Raw genomic sequence first — 17282 nt, forward strand, 5'->3', positions numbered from 1 at the left:
CCTTCCTCAGTGGTGCTGTTCGTTGCCGTGCAACGGGAATCCCGCGATGCCCCGCCAGGCCAGCGAGGCCAGTAGCTGCACCGCCTGGTCGCGCGGCACGCTGCGGTCGCTGTGCAGCCAGGACCGCGCCACCACCTGGGCGAGACCGCCGAGCCCCGAGGCGAGCAGCATCGACTCCGCCCGCGACAGCCCGGTGTCCTCGGCGATCACGTCGCAGATCGCCTCCGCGCACTCGTTGGTCACCTTGTCGACGCGCTCGCGCACGGCGGGCTCGTTCGTCAGGTCCGACTCGAAGACCAGGCGGAAGGCGCCGCCGTCGTCCTCGACGTACGTGAAGTAGGCGTCCATGGTCGCCCGCACGCGCTGCTTGTTGTCCGACGTCGACGCCAGCGCGTGGCGCACCGACTGGATCAGGGCCTCGCAGTGCTGGTCCAGCAGTGCGAGATACAGATCGAGCTTGCCCGGGAAGTGCTGGTAGAGCACCGGCTTGCTGACGCCCGCGCGCTCGGCGATGTCGTCCATCGCGGCCGCGTGGTAGCCCTGCGCGACGAAGACCTCCTGGGCGGCGCCCAGCAACTGGTTCCGTCGGGCACGGCGTGGCAGGCGTGTACCCCTCGGGCGTACCGCGTCTGTCTGCTCGATGGCTGTCACGCCGCCTCCCATTGTCGTCCACGTGCGGTGTGAGCCGCGCCGCCATCGTACTTTTCGGTAATCGTGGTGTGCGCGGTGAGAGCGCAGAATTTCACGGACCGGACGACGGTGAAAGCCATACGGACGGTTTCAAAAGCTGTCAGAGCGGGCAAGAAGTTTCCTCCTCACTGCTCGGCGACGGTCCTTGCCGGTGCGCTCGTCACCGGTAGTCGTCCTCGTCGAGGGAGACGATCCTGGCCTGTTCCATCAGGTCCGCCTCGCTGGCGCGGTCGGGATCGATGCCGGTCATCGGGTCGTCGCGGTCCGGCTTCACCTCCGCGTGCTGCTCGGCCGCGTCGACCTCGGGCGCCTCGACGTCGAACTCCTCGTCCTCGCGGGCGTCCTCGTCCTCCACGAACGTCTCGGGGTCGGTCGGATCTACGGCCATGCCGGGCTCCCTTCCTGCGAACGTCTGCTGCGAACGTCCCTGAAGACTGCGGGGACGATGTGCGGGTGCCCTACCTACGAGCCTAGGAGACACCCGATTCGGACGCTATGCGATCCGCGACCGGGACGTGACGGGGAGCGCACGGCGGGCTCCGCCCCTGGGGTGGTCCGGAGCGCCACCCCTCGTGGCGGCTTGTGACGGCGAACACACGAACCACTGCGTGATCGTCTCGTAACATTGCCGCATGTCTTCGACCGAGCTGCCGTCCGTGCCGCCCGCAAACGTGCTTCCCAAGGTGGCGGCGGTCAGGATCGCGGAGGGCGAGCGGCTCAGCTCGGTGGAGCTGCCCGGGGTCACGCTGTCGGTGCGGTCACGGCCACCCGCGCGGGAGGGGCTGCCGTCCGCCCTCTACGTCCACGGACTCGGCGGTTCCTCGCTGAACTGGTCGGCGCTCATGCCGCTGCTGGACGACGTCGTCGACAGTGAGGCCGTCGACCTGCCGGGCTTCGGCGACTCCCCGCCCCCGGACGACGGCGACTACTCCATCACCGCGCACGCACGCGCGGTGATCCGTTATCTCGACGCGACCGGCCGCGGCCCGGTGCACCTCTTCGGCAACTCGCTCGGCGGCGCGGTCGCGACCCGTGTCGCCGCCGTACGCCCCGACCTCGTCCGCACCCTCACGCTCGTGTCACCGGCCCTGCCGGAGCTGCGGGTGCAGCGCACCGCCGTCCCCACGGGACTGCTGGCGGTGCCCGGGGTCGCGCTGCTGTTCACCCGGATCACCCGCGAGTGGACGGCGGAACAGCGCGTCCGGGGCGTGATGCAGCTCTGCTACGGCGATCCCGCGCGGGTGTCGCCGGAAGGGTTCCGCAACGCCGTGCAGGAGATGGAGCGGCGGCTGCGGCTGCCGTACTTCTGGGACGCGATGGCGCGCTCCGCGCGCGGGCTCGTCAGCGCCTATCTGCTGGGCGGCCAGCAGGGGCTGTGGCGCCAGGCCGAGCGGGTGCTCGCGCCGACCCTGCTCGTCTACGGCGGCCGGGACCAGCTCGTCGGCTTCCGCATGGCCCAGCGGTCGGCGCGCGCCTTCCGGAACTGCCGGCTGGTGACGATTCCGGACGCGGGGCACGTCGCGATGATGGAGTACCCCGGGACGGTGGCCCTCGCCTTCCGCGAACTCCTCGCGGATACAACGGATTCGACGGATCAGGGGGATACTGGTGAGCCGGGCGCGCTGGGCGCTCCGGGTTCACCCGCCGGCACCGGTGGGGGTATCACCGCCGAGAACACGAGGGGCTGAGGCGCGACGTGGGACGCCACAGCCGCCGTGGGCCCGCCCCGAAGGGCGGCACCGCGGACAAGAGCGCCGTACGGGACGGTCGTCCGGCGCCGGACGGTTCGTCCGGGGCCGGGCAGGCGGGCAGGCCGCGGGCGTCCGGCCCGCGCAGGACACCCGCGCCCCCGCCGCAACAGGGGCCCAGGGGAGGAGCCCAGGGGTACGGGGCTCCTCCGGCGTACGGAACGGCGGGATACGGGACACCGGCCGGCGGAGTGCCGCGCCTCCCGGACGGAACGCCCGCGCATGGCGTACCGCGTCTCCCGGACGGAACGCCCGCGCACGGAGTGCCGCGCCTCCCGGACGGATGGCTCCCGGACGGAACGCCCGCACACGGCGTACCGCGCCTGCCGGACGGAACCCCGGCGCACGGCTTTCCCCGGCTGCCGGACGGAACCCCCGCGCACGGCGTTCCCCGGCTGCCCGACGGAACTCCTGCCCATGGCGTTCCCCAGGCTCGTGGTGGGCATCCCGAGCAGCGGGAACCCGGGGGCGGTTGGGGAACGCTGGACGGTCGTACGGCGGCCGGGGCCGGGTACGGCATGCCGGCGGGGCAGGGTGCGCCCTTCCCGCGACAGCGGCAGGCGCCTCCCGGAGGGCCGCGCCAGGACTACCTCGACGCCTTCGGCGAGGACACCGACCTCTTCTCTCCCCGCGCGTCCGCCTCCGCGCCCCGCCCGCCGGGCCCCGCGGACCCCTACGCCGCCGTCACCGACTGGAGCGCAGCCCCGGCCACCGGCATCCCCGCCGACCCCGACGACGACGCGCCGCCGACCGGAGAGCCCGCACCGGCCAGGGGCGGCAAGGGGTGGGCGTTCACCGGGATCGCGGCCGCCGCCGTCACCACCGTGCTGGCCGTCGTCGTGGCCGGGCAGGTCACCGACGAACGCGGCGGCACCGGCGTACAGGCGCAGGCCGCCGACGAGCAGACGCGCGACGTCCGGGACTCCGCCTCGCGCGGGGACGACCGGGAGACGCCCTCCGTACCCAGCGCCGCACCGCTGACGTACGAGCAGAAGATGGACAAGAAGTACCCGCTGAGCGCCGCGCGCGGGGGCACGGGGAAGTTCGACGCGATCCCCGGCATCGACAAGGCTCCGGGCAAGGGGCAGAAGGTCACCTACCGCGTGGACGTGGAGCAGGGGCTCGGCCTCGACGGCGAACTCTTCGCCGAAGCGGTCCAGAAGACGCTCAACGACAACCGCAGCTGGGCGCACAACGGCGCGCGCACCTTCGAGCGCGTCCACTCCGGCGAGGTCGATTTCGTGATCACCCTCGCCGGTCCGGACACGACCGCCGACTGGTGCGCCAAGTCCGGCCTGGACACCACCGTGGACAACGTCTCCTGCGACTCGGCGGCCACCGAGCGCGTGATGATCAACGCCGACCGCTGGGCGCGGGGAGCGGACACCTACGGCGACAAGATGCACGCCTATCGCCAGATGCTGATCAACCACGAGATCGGCCACCGCCTGGGCTACAACCACGTCACCTGTGACAAGGACGGCGACCTGGCCCCGGTCATGCAGCAGCAGACCAAGTTCCTCGACCACGACGGAATCAGCTGCCGTCCGAACGCGTGGCCGTACCCGAAGGGTTGACCGCCCGCCGACCGTCCGTCGGACGTCCGCCGATCACGGACTGATCGCCCAGCACGGCGAAACGCGTCCCACGCGGGAAAGTTACGCCCGTTCACCCCTTTTGGTGGCGTGATGGACAACCGTCCATCACGCCACCTCCTTGTCCGCATACGTTCGTCCCGCTGCGAGCCGCCGGACAACGACGGCTCCCCACACGGGAGATCGGGGGTGCACACGTGCGCATCGGACTGCTTACGGAGGGTGGTTATCCGTACGTGGGCGGTGAGGGCGGGCTCTGGTGCGACCGCTTGGTGCGCGGGCTCGGCCAACACGAGTTCGACGTCTACGCGTTCAGCACCGGCGAAGCCCAGGAGGACGCGGGCTGGGTCCCGCTGCCGCCCCAGGTCGGCCGGGTCCGCACCGCCCCGCTGTGGGCGGCCGAGGACGACGGGGTGGCGTACGGCCGCCGCGCACGCCGGCGCTTCTCGGAGCACTACGGCGAACTGGCCGCCGCCCTCTGTACCGCGACGGACCCCACCGCCCCCGGCCCGGAGCTCGCGACATCCGAGGCGGACCGTTTCGCCACCGCTCTCCGGGGCCTCGCCGAACTCGCCCGCGACGAAGGCGGTCTGGTGGCCGCACTCCGCTCCGAGACGGCCGTACGCGCCCTGGAGCGCGCCTGTCGTGCGCCCGGCGCCCTGCGTGCGGCGCGTGAGGCCCGCGTACCCGATCTGCTGGCCGTCGCCGCGCACCTGGAGCGCGCCCTGCGCCCCCTCTCGCTCGACTGGTACGAGGAGGACGGGCTGGGCGCGGTGGACCTGTGCCACGCCGCCGCCGGCGGGGTGGCGGCTCTTCCGGGCCTGCTCGCCCACCACTTCTTCGGCATCCCCCTCCTCGTCACCGAGTATGGCGTACGCCTGCGGACGCACTACCTCACCCGCCCGGACGCCTCACCCGCGGTCCGCTCCCTGCTCGCCGCCTTCCACCGCAGGCTCGCCGCGGAGACCTACCGCCGGGCCGCGTTCATCACACCGGGCAACACGCACGCCCGCCGCTGGCAGGAACGCTGCGGTGCCGACCGGGCGAAGCTCCGCACGGTGTACCCCGGCATGGACGCCGCGCCCTTCGAGGAGGCGGGGGAGTCCCCGGAGAGCGCGGACCCGCACACCCTCGTCTGGGTCGGCCGCGTGGAGCCCGCCAAGGACCTGGTCTCGCTGCTGCACGCCTTCGCGGAGATCCGCAAGGAGGAGCCGAGGAGCCGGTTGCGGATCATCGGCGGTCCGTCGGACCCGGAGGGCGCCGCCTACCTCGGCCACTGCGAGGCGCTGGCCGCGCACCTCTTCCCGGACGAGGCCGAGGGCCCGTATTCCGCGGGCGCCAACCCGGTGTCCTTCGAGGAGATCGGCGGCCCGGGCCTGGCCACCCCCGCCGACGCGTACGCCTCGGGCGCCGTGACCGTTCTCTCCAGTGTCGTCGAGGGCTTCCCGGTCGGCCTCGTCGAGGCGATGCTCTGCGGACGCGCGACGGTCTCCACGGACGTCGGCGCGGTCGTGGAGGCCATCGGCGGCACCGGTCTCGTCGTACCGCCGCGCAATCCGCAGGCGCTCGCCGAGGCGTGCGTCTCCCTGCTGCGCGACCCCGAGCGCCGCGTACGCCTCGGTGCCGCCGCGCGCGCCCGCGCACTCGAGTTGTTCACCGTCGACCAGAACATCGCGGCGTTCCACGGCATCTACCTGGAGATCGTCGCGCGCACACCGGTCCGTCGCCTCCTCCTCGACGACACCGGCGACCCGCTGCCCTTCGCCACCCCCGCCGAGGCCCACGTTCCCGGCCACTGGACCGACCCCGCCCCCCGTGCCGTTCCCACGGGGGCCATGGACACCCGGGTACCCGCGACGGAGACAGCCCGATGACCGACCTCGGCGAACTGAACCGCAGCACTCCGCCCGGCGCGGCCGACCCGGTCAAGGCGCTGCTGCACCACCACCGCGACCTGTGCGAACGGGCGGTGGACCCCCTGGAGATCGCGGCGGGCCTGGAGGCCCACGGCATCACGGACCGAACCGCCGCCCGCTTCCGCCACCGCGACGTCTTCTCCCTCGCGGAGGAGCTCTACGCCAGGGTCCCCCGCGACGACGCACCGCCTCCGCCCGCCCCGGCCACCACGAGTCCGGGGGCACGCGCCGACTGGACCGTCCTCACCCTGCTCCCCGGCGCCCTGTGCGTGGCGACGGCGACCGTCCTGCGCCTCACCCACGGCCAGACCCGCCTCTACGCGGCGGCCACCGGCATCCTGGCCGTCACTCTCGCCCTGCGCGCGGCACTGCGCCGGGGCCCGCTGAGCGCCCGGACCGACATCGGGTCCCGCTCCGCCACGGCGTCCTGGAACTGCTGGCTCCTCGGCTACGCCCTCCTGGGTGACGGTCTGCTCGGTACGGCGGTCACCGGCGGCCCCGACGGTCTGCCCGACGGCACGGCGGAGGGGGACTGGCCGCTCGCCGTCGCCCCGGTCGTGGCGCTCGCCCTGTCCTGCGCGCCCGCCGCCTGGACGGCCCGCCTCTTCGCCGCCCGTGTCCGCCGCCGGCTGGCGTCGAGCCGTGGTCTGAAGGACTTCTCGGCTTCCGTACGACCGGTGCTCATCGGTGTGTTCGCCCTGTTCCTGGGTGCGGTGGCCGTTCTGCTCACGGCGACGTCCACGCTCCTCGGCGAGCCCCTCGCCCTGCCCTCGACGCTCGCCCTGGGAGGCCTTCTCTTCCTGGCCCGCCTCCTCACGATCCACGGCTTCACCCACGCGCCGAGGGTGATCCTCACGATCACGGCGACCGCTCAGGCGACGGCCCTGGCCACGCTCTTCGCGGCCCGCCTTCCCGGCTGTGACGCCCTGGCCACCCCGGTCCAGACCCTGACCGGCACCTGGGGCCCGGCCGCCCTCCCCACCCTCACCTGCGGGGCAGCGGCACTGACCCTGCTGATCCACGCCTCCCGCAAACTCGCCCGAGCCTCGGCGCACATCAGCCCGGAGCAACCGCGATGACAACACGGGGCCAGTACTACCCGCCCTCCGCGGGCAGTCGTGCCTCCCCCGGTGCCTCAAGGGCCTGGGAGGTGCCCCCAGGCCGATGGGGGGTCCCCCGCTCGAGCGGAGCCGAGAGTGGGGGAGAAGTCGAGAGTGGGGGAGGCACCCCGCAAGCGCCGGGCCGCGCGAACACCCCCGGCCCACACCCACGCGGAGCACCCCGCAAGCGCCGGGCCGCGCGAACACCCCCGGCCCACACCCACGCGGAGCACCCCGCAAGCGCCGGGCCGCGCGAACACCCCCGGCCCACACCCACGCGGAGCACCCCGCAAGCGCCGGGAGGCGCTGATGCGCCCCCGCCCCGCCCCAGCGCCGGGCTGCAGTCGCCGAAGACCCCGCCCCATCCACCGACATCAGGCGTTTGCGCCACAGGAAACACACCCGAAGGAGCCCCCCATGACCACCCCGGACGCCGAAGGAGCCGCCCGATGAGAGTCCTCCTGATCGGAGCCAACGGCTACATCGGCCGCTTCGTAGCCGACCGCCTCCTCGCCGACCCCGCCGTCCAGCTCACCGCGCTCGGCCGCGGCGACGACGCCGACGTCCGCTTCGACCTCGCCACCGGCAGCCCCGGCGCCCTCACCCGCTTCCTCGACGCCGTCCACCCCGGCGTGGTCGTCAACTGCGCCGGCACCACGAGAGGCGGCGCCCGCGAACTCACCCGGCACAACACCGTCGCCGTGGCCACCGTCTGCGAGGCCCTCCGCCGCAGCGGCTGCGGCGCACGGCTCGTACAGATCGGCTGCGGCTCGGAGTACGGCCCCAGCCAGCCCGGCTCGTCCACGGCGGAGGACGCCGTCCCCCGCCCCGGCGGCCCCTACGGCGTCAGCAAACTCGCCGCCACCGAGCTGGTCCTCGGCTCCGGCCTGGACGCCGTGGTCCTCCGGGTCTTCTCACCCGTCGGCCCCGGCACCCCCGCCGGCTCCCCCCTCGGCCGCCTCGCCGAGGCGATGCGCCGCGCCATGCAGTCCGGCGACAGCGAGCTGAAGCTCGGCGGTCTCGGCGCACAACGGGACTTCATCGACGTCCGCGACGTGGCCCGCGCCGTCCACGCAGCCTCCCTCTCCGCCGCGCAGGGCGTCATCAACATCGGCTCGGGCCGCGCCGTCCGACTCCGCGACGCCGCCGGAATCCTCGCCAGGGTGGCCGGCTACGGCGGCGCCCTCAACGAACTGGACACCCCCCCGGGCCTGCACCCACCGCACGCGCCCCATCCCTCTACCTCCCTCCGCACCACGATCGGCCACCCCCGCCCCGACCTCGACCACCACCCCACCACCCCCGTCGCCTTCCCGTACCCCGACGGCTGCGGCAGCTGGCAGCAGGCCGACGTCCGCACCGCCCGCGACCGCCTCGGCTGGCGCCCCCGGATCAACCTCGAGGAGTCCCTCGCCGACATCTGGATGGAGGCGGCATGCCGTATCTGACCAGCGTCAAAGCCGGTACGGCGAGCACCGGCGTCCGTACGGGCTTCGGCGTCCCCGGCCTCGCGCACCCCCTCGTCGCCCCGACCGAGTGGAGCGAACTCACCCGCCCGGGCACCCCTCTGCACTGGGTCGCCCTCGACGTGGCCGACGGCCCCGGCACCCGGCCCGACCCGCACTGCCTGGAAGCGGCCGGCCGCCTCCGCAACACCGGTGTCCGCGTCCTCGGCCACCTCGACACGGCGTACGGCACCCGTACGTTCGGCGAGGTGATCTCGGACGCCCACCGCTTCACCGACTGGTACCAGGTCGACGGCTTCCTGCTGGACCGCTGTCCCGCCGACCGAGCCGCACTCCCCGAGGTCCGGCGCACGATCACCGCACTCCGGGCGTTCCATGACGCCCACATCGTCCTCGGCCACGGCACCCACCCGTACCCGGGATACGCCGAACACGCCGAACAGCTGGTCACCTTCTCCGGCCCGTGGAACGACTACCGCTGGTCGCAGGTGGCGGAGTGGACCGCCGACCACCCGCCCGAACGCTTCTGCCACTTCGTGCACGGAGTGCCCCGCCCGCACCTGGACGAGGCCCTGCGCATCGCCCGCTGGCAGGGCGCCGCGACGATCTACTTCACGGACCACACCCACCACACGGGGCACCGCGCCCGCACTGCCCCCTGGGAACCCCTGCCCGGCTACTGGGACGACATCGTCTCGCGTGTCGGGACGGGTGTCTCGGAATGAAAAAGGCCATGGCAGTGTTAAGCGAAGAACAACCGTAGTGATTGACCGACCAACGGAGTCCCCGTGTCGCTGCCACCCCTGGTCGAGCCGGCCCCCGAGCTCACCGTAGACGAGGTCCGCAGGTACTCCCGCCACCTGATCATCCCCGACGTGGGCATGGACGGGCAGAAGCGGCTGAAGAACGCCAAGGTGCTCTTTGTGGGCGCTGGTGGCCTGGGTTCGCCGGGTCTGATGTACATGGCCGCGGCGGGCGTGGGCACGCTCGGCATCGTGGAGTTCGACGAGGTCGACGAGTCGAACCTGCAGCGCCAGATCATCCACAGCCAGTCCGACATCGGCCGCCCCAAGGCCGAGTCCGCGCGTGACACGATCAAGGGCATCAACCCGTACGTGAACGTGGTCCTCCACGAGGAGCGGCTCGAGGCCGACAACGTGATGGACCTGTTCAGCCAGTACGACCTGATCGTCGACGGCACGGACAACTTCGCGACCCGCTACCTGGTCAACGACGCCTGCGTGCTGCTGAACAAGCCGTACGTATGGGGCTCGATCTACCGCTTCGACGGCCAGGCGTCGGTCTTCTGGTCCGAGCACGGCCCCTGCTACCGCTGCCTCTACCCGGAGCCCCCGCCCCCCGGCATGGTCCCCTCCTGCGCCGAGGGCGGCGTCCTGGGCGTGCTGTGCGCGTCCATCGGCTCCATCCAGGCCAACGAGGCGATCAAGCTGCTCGCCGGCATCGGTGAGCCGCTGGTCGGCCGGCTCATGATCTATGACGCCCTGGAGATGCAGTACCGCCAGGTCAAGGTCCGCAAGGACCCCGACTGCGCGATCTGCGGCGACAACCCGACCGTCACCGAGCTCATCGACTACGAGGCCTTCTGCGGCGTCGTGTCCGAAGAGGCCCAGGCGGCGGCCGTCGACTCCACGATCACTCCCAAGCAGCTCAAGGAGTGGATCGACGACGGCGAGAGCATCGAGCTCATCGACGTCCGCGAGCCGAACGAGTTCGAGATCGTGTCCATCCCGGGCGCCCGTCTGATCCCCAAGAACGAGTTCCTCATGGGCAACGCCCTGGAGAGCCTGCCGCAGGACAAGAAGATCGTCTTGAACTGCAAGACGGGTGTCCGCAGTGCGGAAGTCCTCGCCGTCCTGAAGTCCGCGGGCTTCGCCGACGCCGTCCACGTGGGCGGCGGCGTGATCGGCTGGGTCAACCAGATCGAGCCGGAGAAGCCGGTCTACTGACCGGTCCCGGTAGGTACATGAGCCGACGCGGGGGCTCCGGGCACCACGAGTGCGCGGAGCCCCCGCCGTCGTCATGAGCAGATCTTGCCGTCCTCGGGCACCGTGCCGTCCAGCAGATACGCGTCCACCGTGGAGTCGACACAGTCGCTCCCGCTGCCGTACGCGCCATGGCCCTCGCCCTTCCAGGTGAGCACCACACCGACGCCCTCGCCCAGCTCGTCCGCCATCTTCCGGGCACCCTCGTACGGTGTGGCCGGGTCGCCGGTGTTGCCCACGACCAGGACCGGCGCCGCGCCCGGCGCACTCACCTCCGGGGTGTCGAACTGACCGGGCACCGGCCAGTCGTGGCACCAGCCGGCCGTGTCCCAGCCGAGGAAGGACCCGAACACGGGCGAGATCTCCTCGAACTCGGGCAGCAGCTTCTTCGTCTCCTCCGGAGTCGGCCGCTGCTTGTCGTCCAGGCACGATATGACCCGCTGGGAGTGGGTCGTCGTGCCGTAGCGCCCCGAGGTGTCACGTTCGTTGTAGCCGTCGGCCAGCGCCAGCAGCTCCGTGCCGTCGCCCTCCTCGGCCGCCTCCAGCGCGCTGGTCAGCACCGGCCAGCTGGTCTTGCTGTACAGCGGCAGGACGATGCCGGTCAGTGCCAGCGTCTGCGTCAGCTCGCGCCCGGACGACGACGTCGGCAACGGGTCGGAGTCGATCCGCTCCAGCAGCTCCGCGATCTCCCGCGAACCCTGCTCGGGGTCCCGGCCGGTGGACTTCAGGTAGTTGTCGAGGGCGGTCTGGAAGCCCCGGGTCTGGTTCTTGGCGTGGCCCACGGTGTCGGCGCTCGGGTCGACCACCGCGTCGAGCGTCATTCGCCCCACCTTCTTCGGGAACAGGTGGGCGTAGACACCGCCGAGTTCGGTGCCGTAGGAGATGCCGAAGTAGTTCAAACGGTCGTCGCCGAGGGCCTGCCGGATGCGGTCCATGTCGCGAGCGGTGTCGGTGGTCGAGACGTGGGCCATCAGCTTCCCGGCGGCGTCCTGGCAGCCCTTGCCGAAGTCGGCGGCGTCCTGGAGGAACGTCCGCTCCTCGGCCGGTGTGTCCGGGGTGCCGTCCACCGACGACTCGGCGGCCTGGATGCTCTTGTCGCCGCGGCAGCGGACACCCTCGCTGGCGGCGACCCCGCGCGGGTCCCAGCTCACCAGGTCGTACCGCTCGCGCAGCTCGGAGGCCGTGTCGGCGTAGGACGGCATCATCGACACGCCGGACCCGCCCGGGCCGCCGAAGTTGAACAGCAGTGAGCCGAGGCGGTCGTCGCCCGTGGCCTTGGCCCGGATCAGGGCGAGCCCGATCGTGGAGCCGTCCGGCTTCGACCAGTCCAGCGGCACCCGGAGGGTGGCGCACTGCCAGTCCTCGCCCGGTGCGGGGGCGTCCCCGGAGGCCTTGCAGCGCCCCCAGTCGAGCGCTGTCCCGCCGCTCTTTCCGTCCTTGCCGGAGTCGTCGTCCGACGAGCCGCCGCTGCTGCAGCCGGCCGTCAGCAGCGCGGCGGCGACCGTCAGGGCCGTCCACCGTGTGAAACGGGTCATGCGCCAATTCCCCCCTCGCTGGCCGTCCGCAGGTGCCGCGGATGGCGGTCGAGCCATGGTAGGCAGATTCGCCGCCCGCCGGGGCGACCTGTGGATAACGCTATGACCTGCTGTTTTGTCCAGAACCACAGGAACGCTTACGAGCAGACGGTCCCGGTCTCCGGCACCTTTCCGTCCAGGAGATAGCGGTGCACCGCGTCCTGCACGCACCTGTTCCCGCTGTTGTAGGCCCCGTGCCCCTGCCCCTTGTACGTCAGCTCTACACCCACGCCCGTACCGAGCGCCTGCACCATTTTGCGCGCCCCCTCGAACGGGGTGGCCGGGTCACCGGTGTTGCCGATCACCAGGATCGGAGCGGCACCGGGGGCGTGGACATCCGGATGTTCGGCGGCCCCGGGCACCGCCCAGTCGGTGCACCCGACCATTCCCCACGCCAGGTACTCCCCGAACAGCGGGGACGCGGCCCGGAACTCGGGCAGCCGGCGCTCCACGTCCTCGGTGGTGTAGCGGGGTTCGTCGTCGGCGCAGTTGATGGCCACGTTGGCCGGGATGACGTTGCTGTACTCGCCGTTCTCGCTGCGTCCGTTCGATGAGTCGGACAGCACCATCAGAATCGTTCCGTCACCGTCGTACGCCTGCGCGAGACCGTCGGTGAGGAACTTCCAGAGGTCCTTCGAGTACAGCGCCTGCAGGATCCCGTTGGCCGCCAGGGACTGAGTCAGTTCGCGCGGGAAGACGCCAGGGATGGGTGTGCCGTCGAGGTCCTTCAGCAGTTCGGCGATCCGGTCCTGCACCTCCTGTGCGCTGTCGCCGACGGGACACTCCTCGCTCTGCGAGACGCAGTCCTCGGCGTAGTTGTCGAGGGCGAGCTGGAACCCCCGCGCCTGTCCGAGCGAGCCCTGTTCCGCGGTTTTCGTGGGGTCGACGACCGCGTCGAACACCGCGCGGCCCACCTTCTCCGGGAACAGGTGGGCGTAGACGCCGCCGAGTTCGGTGCCGTAGGAGATGCCGAAGTAGTGCAGCACGTCGTCGCCGAGGACCTGGCGCATCAGGTCCAGGTCACGGGCGGCGTCCGTGGTGCGCACATGCGGCAGCACCCGCTCGGAGTTCTTCTCGCAGGCGGCGTTGAACTCCTCGGTGCTGTCCAGGAGTTCCGTGCGCTCGGTGCTGTCGTCGGGGGTGCCGTCCTGTTGGAAGTACGTGTCGAGCCGCTGGTCGTCCAGACAGGTCACGGGCGCGCTGCGCCCGACCCCGCGGGGATCGAAGCTCACCAGGTCGTAGCGGGTGCGCAGGGTCGCGTACTTCTCGCCGAACCCGGGCAGTGCGGTGACGCCGGAGCCGCCCGGGCCGCCGAAGTTGAAGATCAGGGAGCCGATGCGTTCGCTCGCCGCGCCGCTCGACCTGGCCCGGATCAGCGCGAGGTCGATGGTGTCACCCTGGGGATCGTCCCAGTCCAGCGGCGCCTTCATGGTGGCGCAACTCCACTCGCCCCGGCCGCCGGGGAGGGGCGACGGGGCGGGACCCCCGCCCTGCGCCTCGGACGGGGCCGGGCAGTCCGTCCAGCTGAGCTGCTGCTCCGTCAGGTCCTCGTCCTTGTCGTCGTCCTCACCGCAGCCGGTCAGCAGCGCGGGCAGCAGCACGGCGCAGGCGGTCAGGGCGGCGGCACGCAGACGGAAGGGGTGGGGCATGGTCCCATCCTGCGGTCGCCCGGAGCGGGGCGCGCGGGACACGGGCCGTACGAGGTACAGGGCCCTCGCTCACAAGGCCGCCTTGCGCGTGAGGTGGTTGAAGGCCAGCCAGCCCGGCAGCACCGGCAGCCAGAGCGTCAGCAGCCGGAAGAGCAGCACCGCCGGCGCGGCGACCTCCTTGGGCAGCCCGACCGCGATGAGACCGACCGTCAGGGTCGCCTCGACCGCGCCGACGCCGCCCGGCGTCGGGGCCGCCGACCCCAGTGCGTTGCCCGCGAGGAACACGACGGCGACGCTGGCGATGCTCACCGACGTCGTCTCGTCGCCGAACGCCCGGATCGAGGCGTCCAGGCACATCACGAAGCAGGCCGTCAGCAGCAGCATGCCGCCGATGCCGGTGATCAGCTTCTGCGGCCGTTGCAGCACGTCGAGCATGCGCGGCACGACCCCCGCGAAGAGTGACCGCACGCGCGTGACGACGAATTTCCGCAGGAACGGCACCGAGGTCACCACGAGCACCAGCACCGCCACCGTCAGCAGGCCCCCGATCACCGTGCGGGACGGGGTGAGGGAGGGCGTCTTCTCGGTGCCGGTGAGGTAGCCGAAGGAGAGCAGCATCAGGATGTGGCAGCCGAGCCCGAAGAGCTGCGACGCGCCGACGCTCGCCACGGCGAGGCCGGGCCGCACCCCCGCGCGCTGCAGGAACCGCGTGTTCAGGGCGACACCGCCCACCGCCGCCGGGGCGACGATCTTCACGAACGACCCGGCGACCTGTGCCGCCACGGTCCGCACGAACGGCACCCGCTCGGGTACGAAGCCGAGCAGGGCCATGGCGGCCGCGACGTAACTGGCCGCCGAGAACAGCACCGCCGCGGCCACCCAGCCCCACTCCGCGTTGGAGATCAGCGGGCCGAACTCGATGTGGGTGAGCTGCGTCAGCAGGAAGTACGCGCCGATCGCACCGGCGATGAAACTGATCAGGGTCCGCGGCCGGACCCGCTCCAGGCGGGCCGGCTCCACCGGGGCCTGCGGCCTGATCCGCAGCACCTCGTGCCGGATCTGGGTGAGCAGATCCTCCTCGCGCGCTTCCTCCAGGGCCTCGTCGATGGCCCGCTTCTCGGCCCGCTGCTCCGCGCGTACGGCCTTCTTGTCGGGCTTGTCGAGCACGATCTGGTGGGCGCCGTGCTCCGCGCGGGCCGGCTTGGACTGCCGGTAGGCATCCAGGACCGCCTCGCGTTCGCGTTCCGCCCGCTCCCGGGCCAGCTTGCGCAGGGTCCCGCGCGTGGAGCGGCTCAGCGCGATGGGCTGGAGCATCGGCAGACAGTCCGCCACGGTGTCGGGGCCGAGGACGCTCAGCGCGGAGGCCACCGCGCGTTCGGCGCCCACCCTGAGACCCAGCGTCACCAGCAGTTGGGAGGTGTCCATGCGCAGCAGCAGATCGCCGGCCGCGATCTCGCCGACGCGCAGATCGGTGAGGATCACCGTGCCGGAACGATCCACCAGGATGGCGTCGCCCACCAGCCTGCGGTGCGCGATACGACGGGACTGCAGGGCCCGTACCTGGTGCCAGGTGTCGCGCAGCAGTTCGTCGGTGATCTCCTCGTCCGGCAGCGAGTCGAGGGTGCGCCCGCCGCTGTGCTCGTAGACGAGCATCACCGCGTCGGGGCCGAGTTCGGAGGTCGCGATCAGCTTGGGCGCGTTGGCGCCGGCCGCGATGGCCGCGTAGGCCAGCAGTGCCTCCTGCTCCAGCGCCTGGCGCAGCGACTGCAGGCTGCTGCGGGTGGCGAAGCCGCGCAGGGCCAGATTGCGCCACGCGCGGTAGAAGAACCCCTGCGCCTGCTGCTCACGGTCGACCACCGTGACGTCCAGCGGCGGACCGTCCTCCAGGGTGACGAAGTACCGGCGCCCCCGGTCCCCGGTCTCGGAGGCGTCGCCGGACTCCACCCGGGACGCGGTCACGGGGTGGAAGCCGACGGTGCGCAGGCCCGCCATCAGGGTGCGGCCGGTGGGGCGCACATTGGGAGAGCCGACCGCGTAGAGGGTGCCGTAGGCGACGCTCCAGCCGATCAGGACCGTCAGGATGATCGAGAACGGGGTCGTGTACCCGGTCACGAGCATCGAGAAGGCGTCGAGGAGCAGCACCACCCACAGCACCGCGCGCCACCGGGGTCTGCGGGACATCCCGACGGCCGTCATGTACGCGATCACCGGGGCCAGATAGCCGTGCACCGGGTCGGTCAGGGCGTGGATGTCGCCGGGGGAGGGCTGGGTGAGCGCCTCCTGGATCGAGTCCGGAGCGGCACGCGCGACCCACAGGTCGGTGGCGAGTGTCACACCGTGCGCGAGGACGGCGGCGAGCACGCCGTCGGCGATCCGCAGTCCGTCCCGCTTGATCAGCCGCTCGATGGCGAAGGCCACCGGCACCAGGAGGATCGCGATGCTGGAGGCCAGGCCCGCGATCTTGATGAGCAGGTCGGGTGCCTGCCCGGTGCCCTTGTTGATGTCCTGTTCCAGGCCCGAGGTGGTGCCGTGGGCGAACGCGGCGATCGCCAGCAGCACCACGACGGCGAGTACGCCCGCCAGGAGCCGCATGAGGTCGGACGGGCGGTGCACCCGCGCGGGGAGCAGCGGCTCGTCGCCCTCCACCTCGTCGATGTGCGCCGTCTCGGGGTCCGTGGCGTCCGGGCGCGACGAGGCGTCAGGGGTGCCCTCCGTGCCTTCGGGGTGCGCACCCTGCTGCTTCATCGTCTCTTCTCGATCTTGTATCACCAGTCACCGCCCGCACGATGGTGGCATGCCGTACCGGCACAAGGGGGCATCAGGGTCAGAACGCGGGGCGGCACAGTCTGCCCGAAGTGCCGCTCCGGGGCGAGACGTGCGCACACGCGCGAGCGCGTCGCGTTGTCGGTGGGGTGGGGCAGGATGGGCCGGATGAGCCAGGAGAGCCTTCCGTCCGACGGCGGTCCGGAGCACCCGGACGCCCTGCCCGAGTACGCCGAGCGGGTCCTCGAGGTGACCGAGCTGATCCCGCCGGGACGTGTCATGACGTACGGGGACGTGGCCGAGTGGCTGGGGGAGGGCGGACCCCGGCAGGTCGGGCGCGTGATGGCCCTGTACGGGGGAGCGGTGCCGTGGTGGCGTGTCGTCCGCGCGGACGGCGTGCTGCTGCCGGGCCACGAGCTGAGAGCCCTCGGCCACTACCGCGCGGAGGGCACGCCCCTGAAGGAGGCGAGCCGGGCCGCGGAAGGCCATGTGCCGCGCCTCGACATGAGGCGGGCGCGGTGGGACGGCGGTGGGCACACCGAGGGTCACACCTGACAGCTTCCGCCCTCGCGCACGCCGCCGTGTGACCTCTGTTCCCCCGAGGTGATACGGAGCACATTCGTGGCATGACGTACGTTCGTGAGGCAAGGGACATGTGCGGCCGGAGTGCCCGGAGGGAAGAAGCGGAAAGCCTGCTTCCGTACTTTTCACCGGCGTAGCGTCGACTGCGCGTGCCCCCTTCACCCCGCGCCCCCCGTCCCGCACGCGCGGCGAACGG

The 17282-nt window shown here is 72.0% G+C and carries 13 protein-coding genes; 8 read left to right on the forward strand and 5 right to left on the reverse strand.

Annotated features, from left to right (window positions below; all coding sequences use genetic code 11):
* Positions 1–6: 6 nt before the first annotated feature.
* The gene (locus KUM38_RS13055; protein WP_085574399.1) at positions 7–651 is read right to left on the reverse strand and encodes a TetR/AcrR family transcriptional regulator; all 645 of its coding nucleotides are present in this window, start codon (positions 649–651) and stop codon (positions 7–9) included.
* Between the two features lie 199 nt (positions 652–850).
* On the reverse strand, positions 851–1078 hold the full coding sequence (locus tag KUM38_RS13060) for a hypothetical protein (RefSeq protein WP_217129500.1): 228 nt from the start codon (positions 1076–1078) through the stop codon (positions 851–853).
* A 244-nt stretch (positions 1079–1322) separates the two neighbouring features.
* On the opposite strand from KUM38_RS13060, the gene KUM38_RS13065 reads away from it, so the two are divergent.
* The 7 genes from KUM38_RS13065 (at position 1323) to moeZ (ending at position 10482) form a co-directional block, all read left to right on the forward strand.
* A complete protein-coding gene (locus KUM38_RS13065; protein ID WP_217129501.1) occupies positions 1323–2378 on the forward strand; it encodes an alpha/beta fold hydrolase in 1056 nt (351 codons plus the stop codon).
* An 8-nt stretch (positions 2379–2386) separates the two neighbouring features.
* Positions 2387–4015 (forward strand): DUF3152 domain-containing protein, encoded by a 1629-nt coding sequence (locus KUM38_RS13070; protein WP_217129502.1) that lies wholly within the window; start codon positions 2387–2389, stop codon positions 4013–4015.
* Positions 4016–4230: 215 nt separating this feature from the next.
* Positions 4231–5907 carry a DUF3492 domain-containing protein gene (locus KUM38_RS13075; protein ID WP_217129503.1) on the forward strand — a complete coding sequence of 559 codons (1677 nt, stop codon included), beginning with the start codon at positions 4231–4233 and terminating at the stop codon, positions 5905–5907.
* Complete coding sequence (locus KUM38_RS13080) at positions 5904–7028, forward strand: hypothetical protein (RefSeq protein WP_217129504.1); 1125 nt, start codon at positions 5904–5906, stop codon at positions 7026–7028. The genes KUM38_RS13075 and KUM38_RS13080 overlap by 4 nt, the downstream gene beginning before the upstream one ends.
* 470 nt (positions 7029–7498) lie before the next feature.
* A complete protein-coding gene (locus KUM38_RS13085; protein ID WP_217129505.1) occupies positions 7499–8497 on the forward strand; it encodes an NAD(P)-dependent oxidoreductase in 999 nt (332 codons plus the stop codon).
* Complete coding sequence (locus KUM38_RS13090) at positions 8485–9240, forward strand: spherulation-specific family 4 protein (protein WP_217129506.1); 756 nt, start codon at positions 8485–8487, stop codon at positions 9238–9240. The genes KUM38_RS13085 and KUM38_RS13090 overlap by 13 nt, the downstream gene beginning before the upstream one ends.
* A gap of 63 nt (positions 9241–9303) precedes the next feature.
* Complete coding sequence (gene moeZ / locus KUM38_RS13095; protein ID WP_217129507.1) at positions 9304–10482, forward strand: adenylyltransferase/sulfurtransferase MoeZ; 1179 nt, start codon at positions 9304–9306, stop codon at positions 10480–10482.
* A 71-nt stretch (positions 10483–10553) separates the two neighbouring features.
* Here the strand turns inward: moeZ and KUM38_RS13100 are convergent, their stop codons facing one another.
* The 3 genes from KUM38_RS13100 to KUM38_RS13110 form a co-directional block, all read right to left on the reverse strand.
* Positions 10554–12053, reverse strand: coding sequence for an alpha/beta hydrolase (locus KUM38_RS13100; RefSeq protein WP_217129508.1), 1500 nt, complete (start codon positions 12051–12053; stop codon positions 10554–10556).
* Between the two features lie 137 nt (positions 12054–12190).
* The gene (locus KUM38_RS13105; protein WP_217129509.1) at positions 12191–13741 is read right to left on the reverse strand and encodes an alpha/beta hydrolase; all 1551 of its coding nucleotides are present in this window, start codon (positions 13739–13741) and stop codon (positions 12191–12193) included.
* Between the two features lie 69 nt (positions 13742–13810).
* Positions 13811–16486: a lysylphosphatidylglycerol synthase transmembrane domain-containing protein gene (locus tag KUM38_RS13110; protein WP_217129510.1), complete on the reverse strand. Its 2676-nt coding sequence runs from the start codon at positions 16484–16486 to the stop codon at positions 13811–13813.
* 186 nt (positions 16487–16672) lie between these two features.
* On the opposite strand from KUM38_RS13110, the gene KUM38_RS13115 reads away from it, so the two are divergent.
* Positions 16673–17059 carry an MGMT family protein gene (locus tag KUM38_RS13115; protein ID WP_217129511.1) on the forward strand — a complete coding sequence of 129 codons (387 nt, stop codon included), beginning with the start codon at positions 16673–16675 and terminating at the stop codon, positions 17057–17059.
* The last annotated feature ends 223 nt before the right edge of the window (positions 17060–17282 follow it).

The sequence above is a fragment of the Streptomyces sp. AC558_RSS880 genome, assembly GCF_019049255.1.
Classification (GTDB): domain Bacteria; phylum Actinomycetota; class Actinomycetes; order Streptomycetales; family Streptomycetaceae; genus Streptomyces.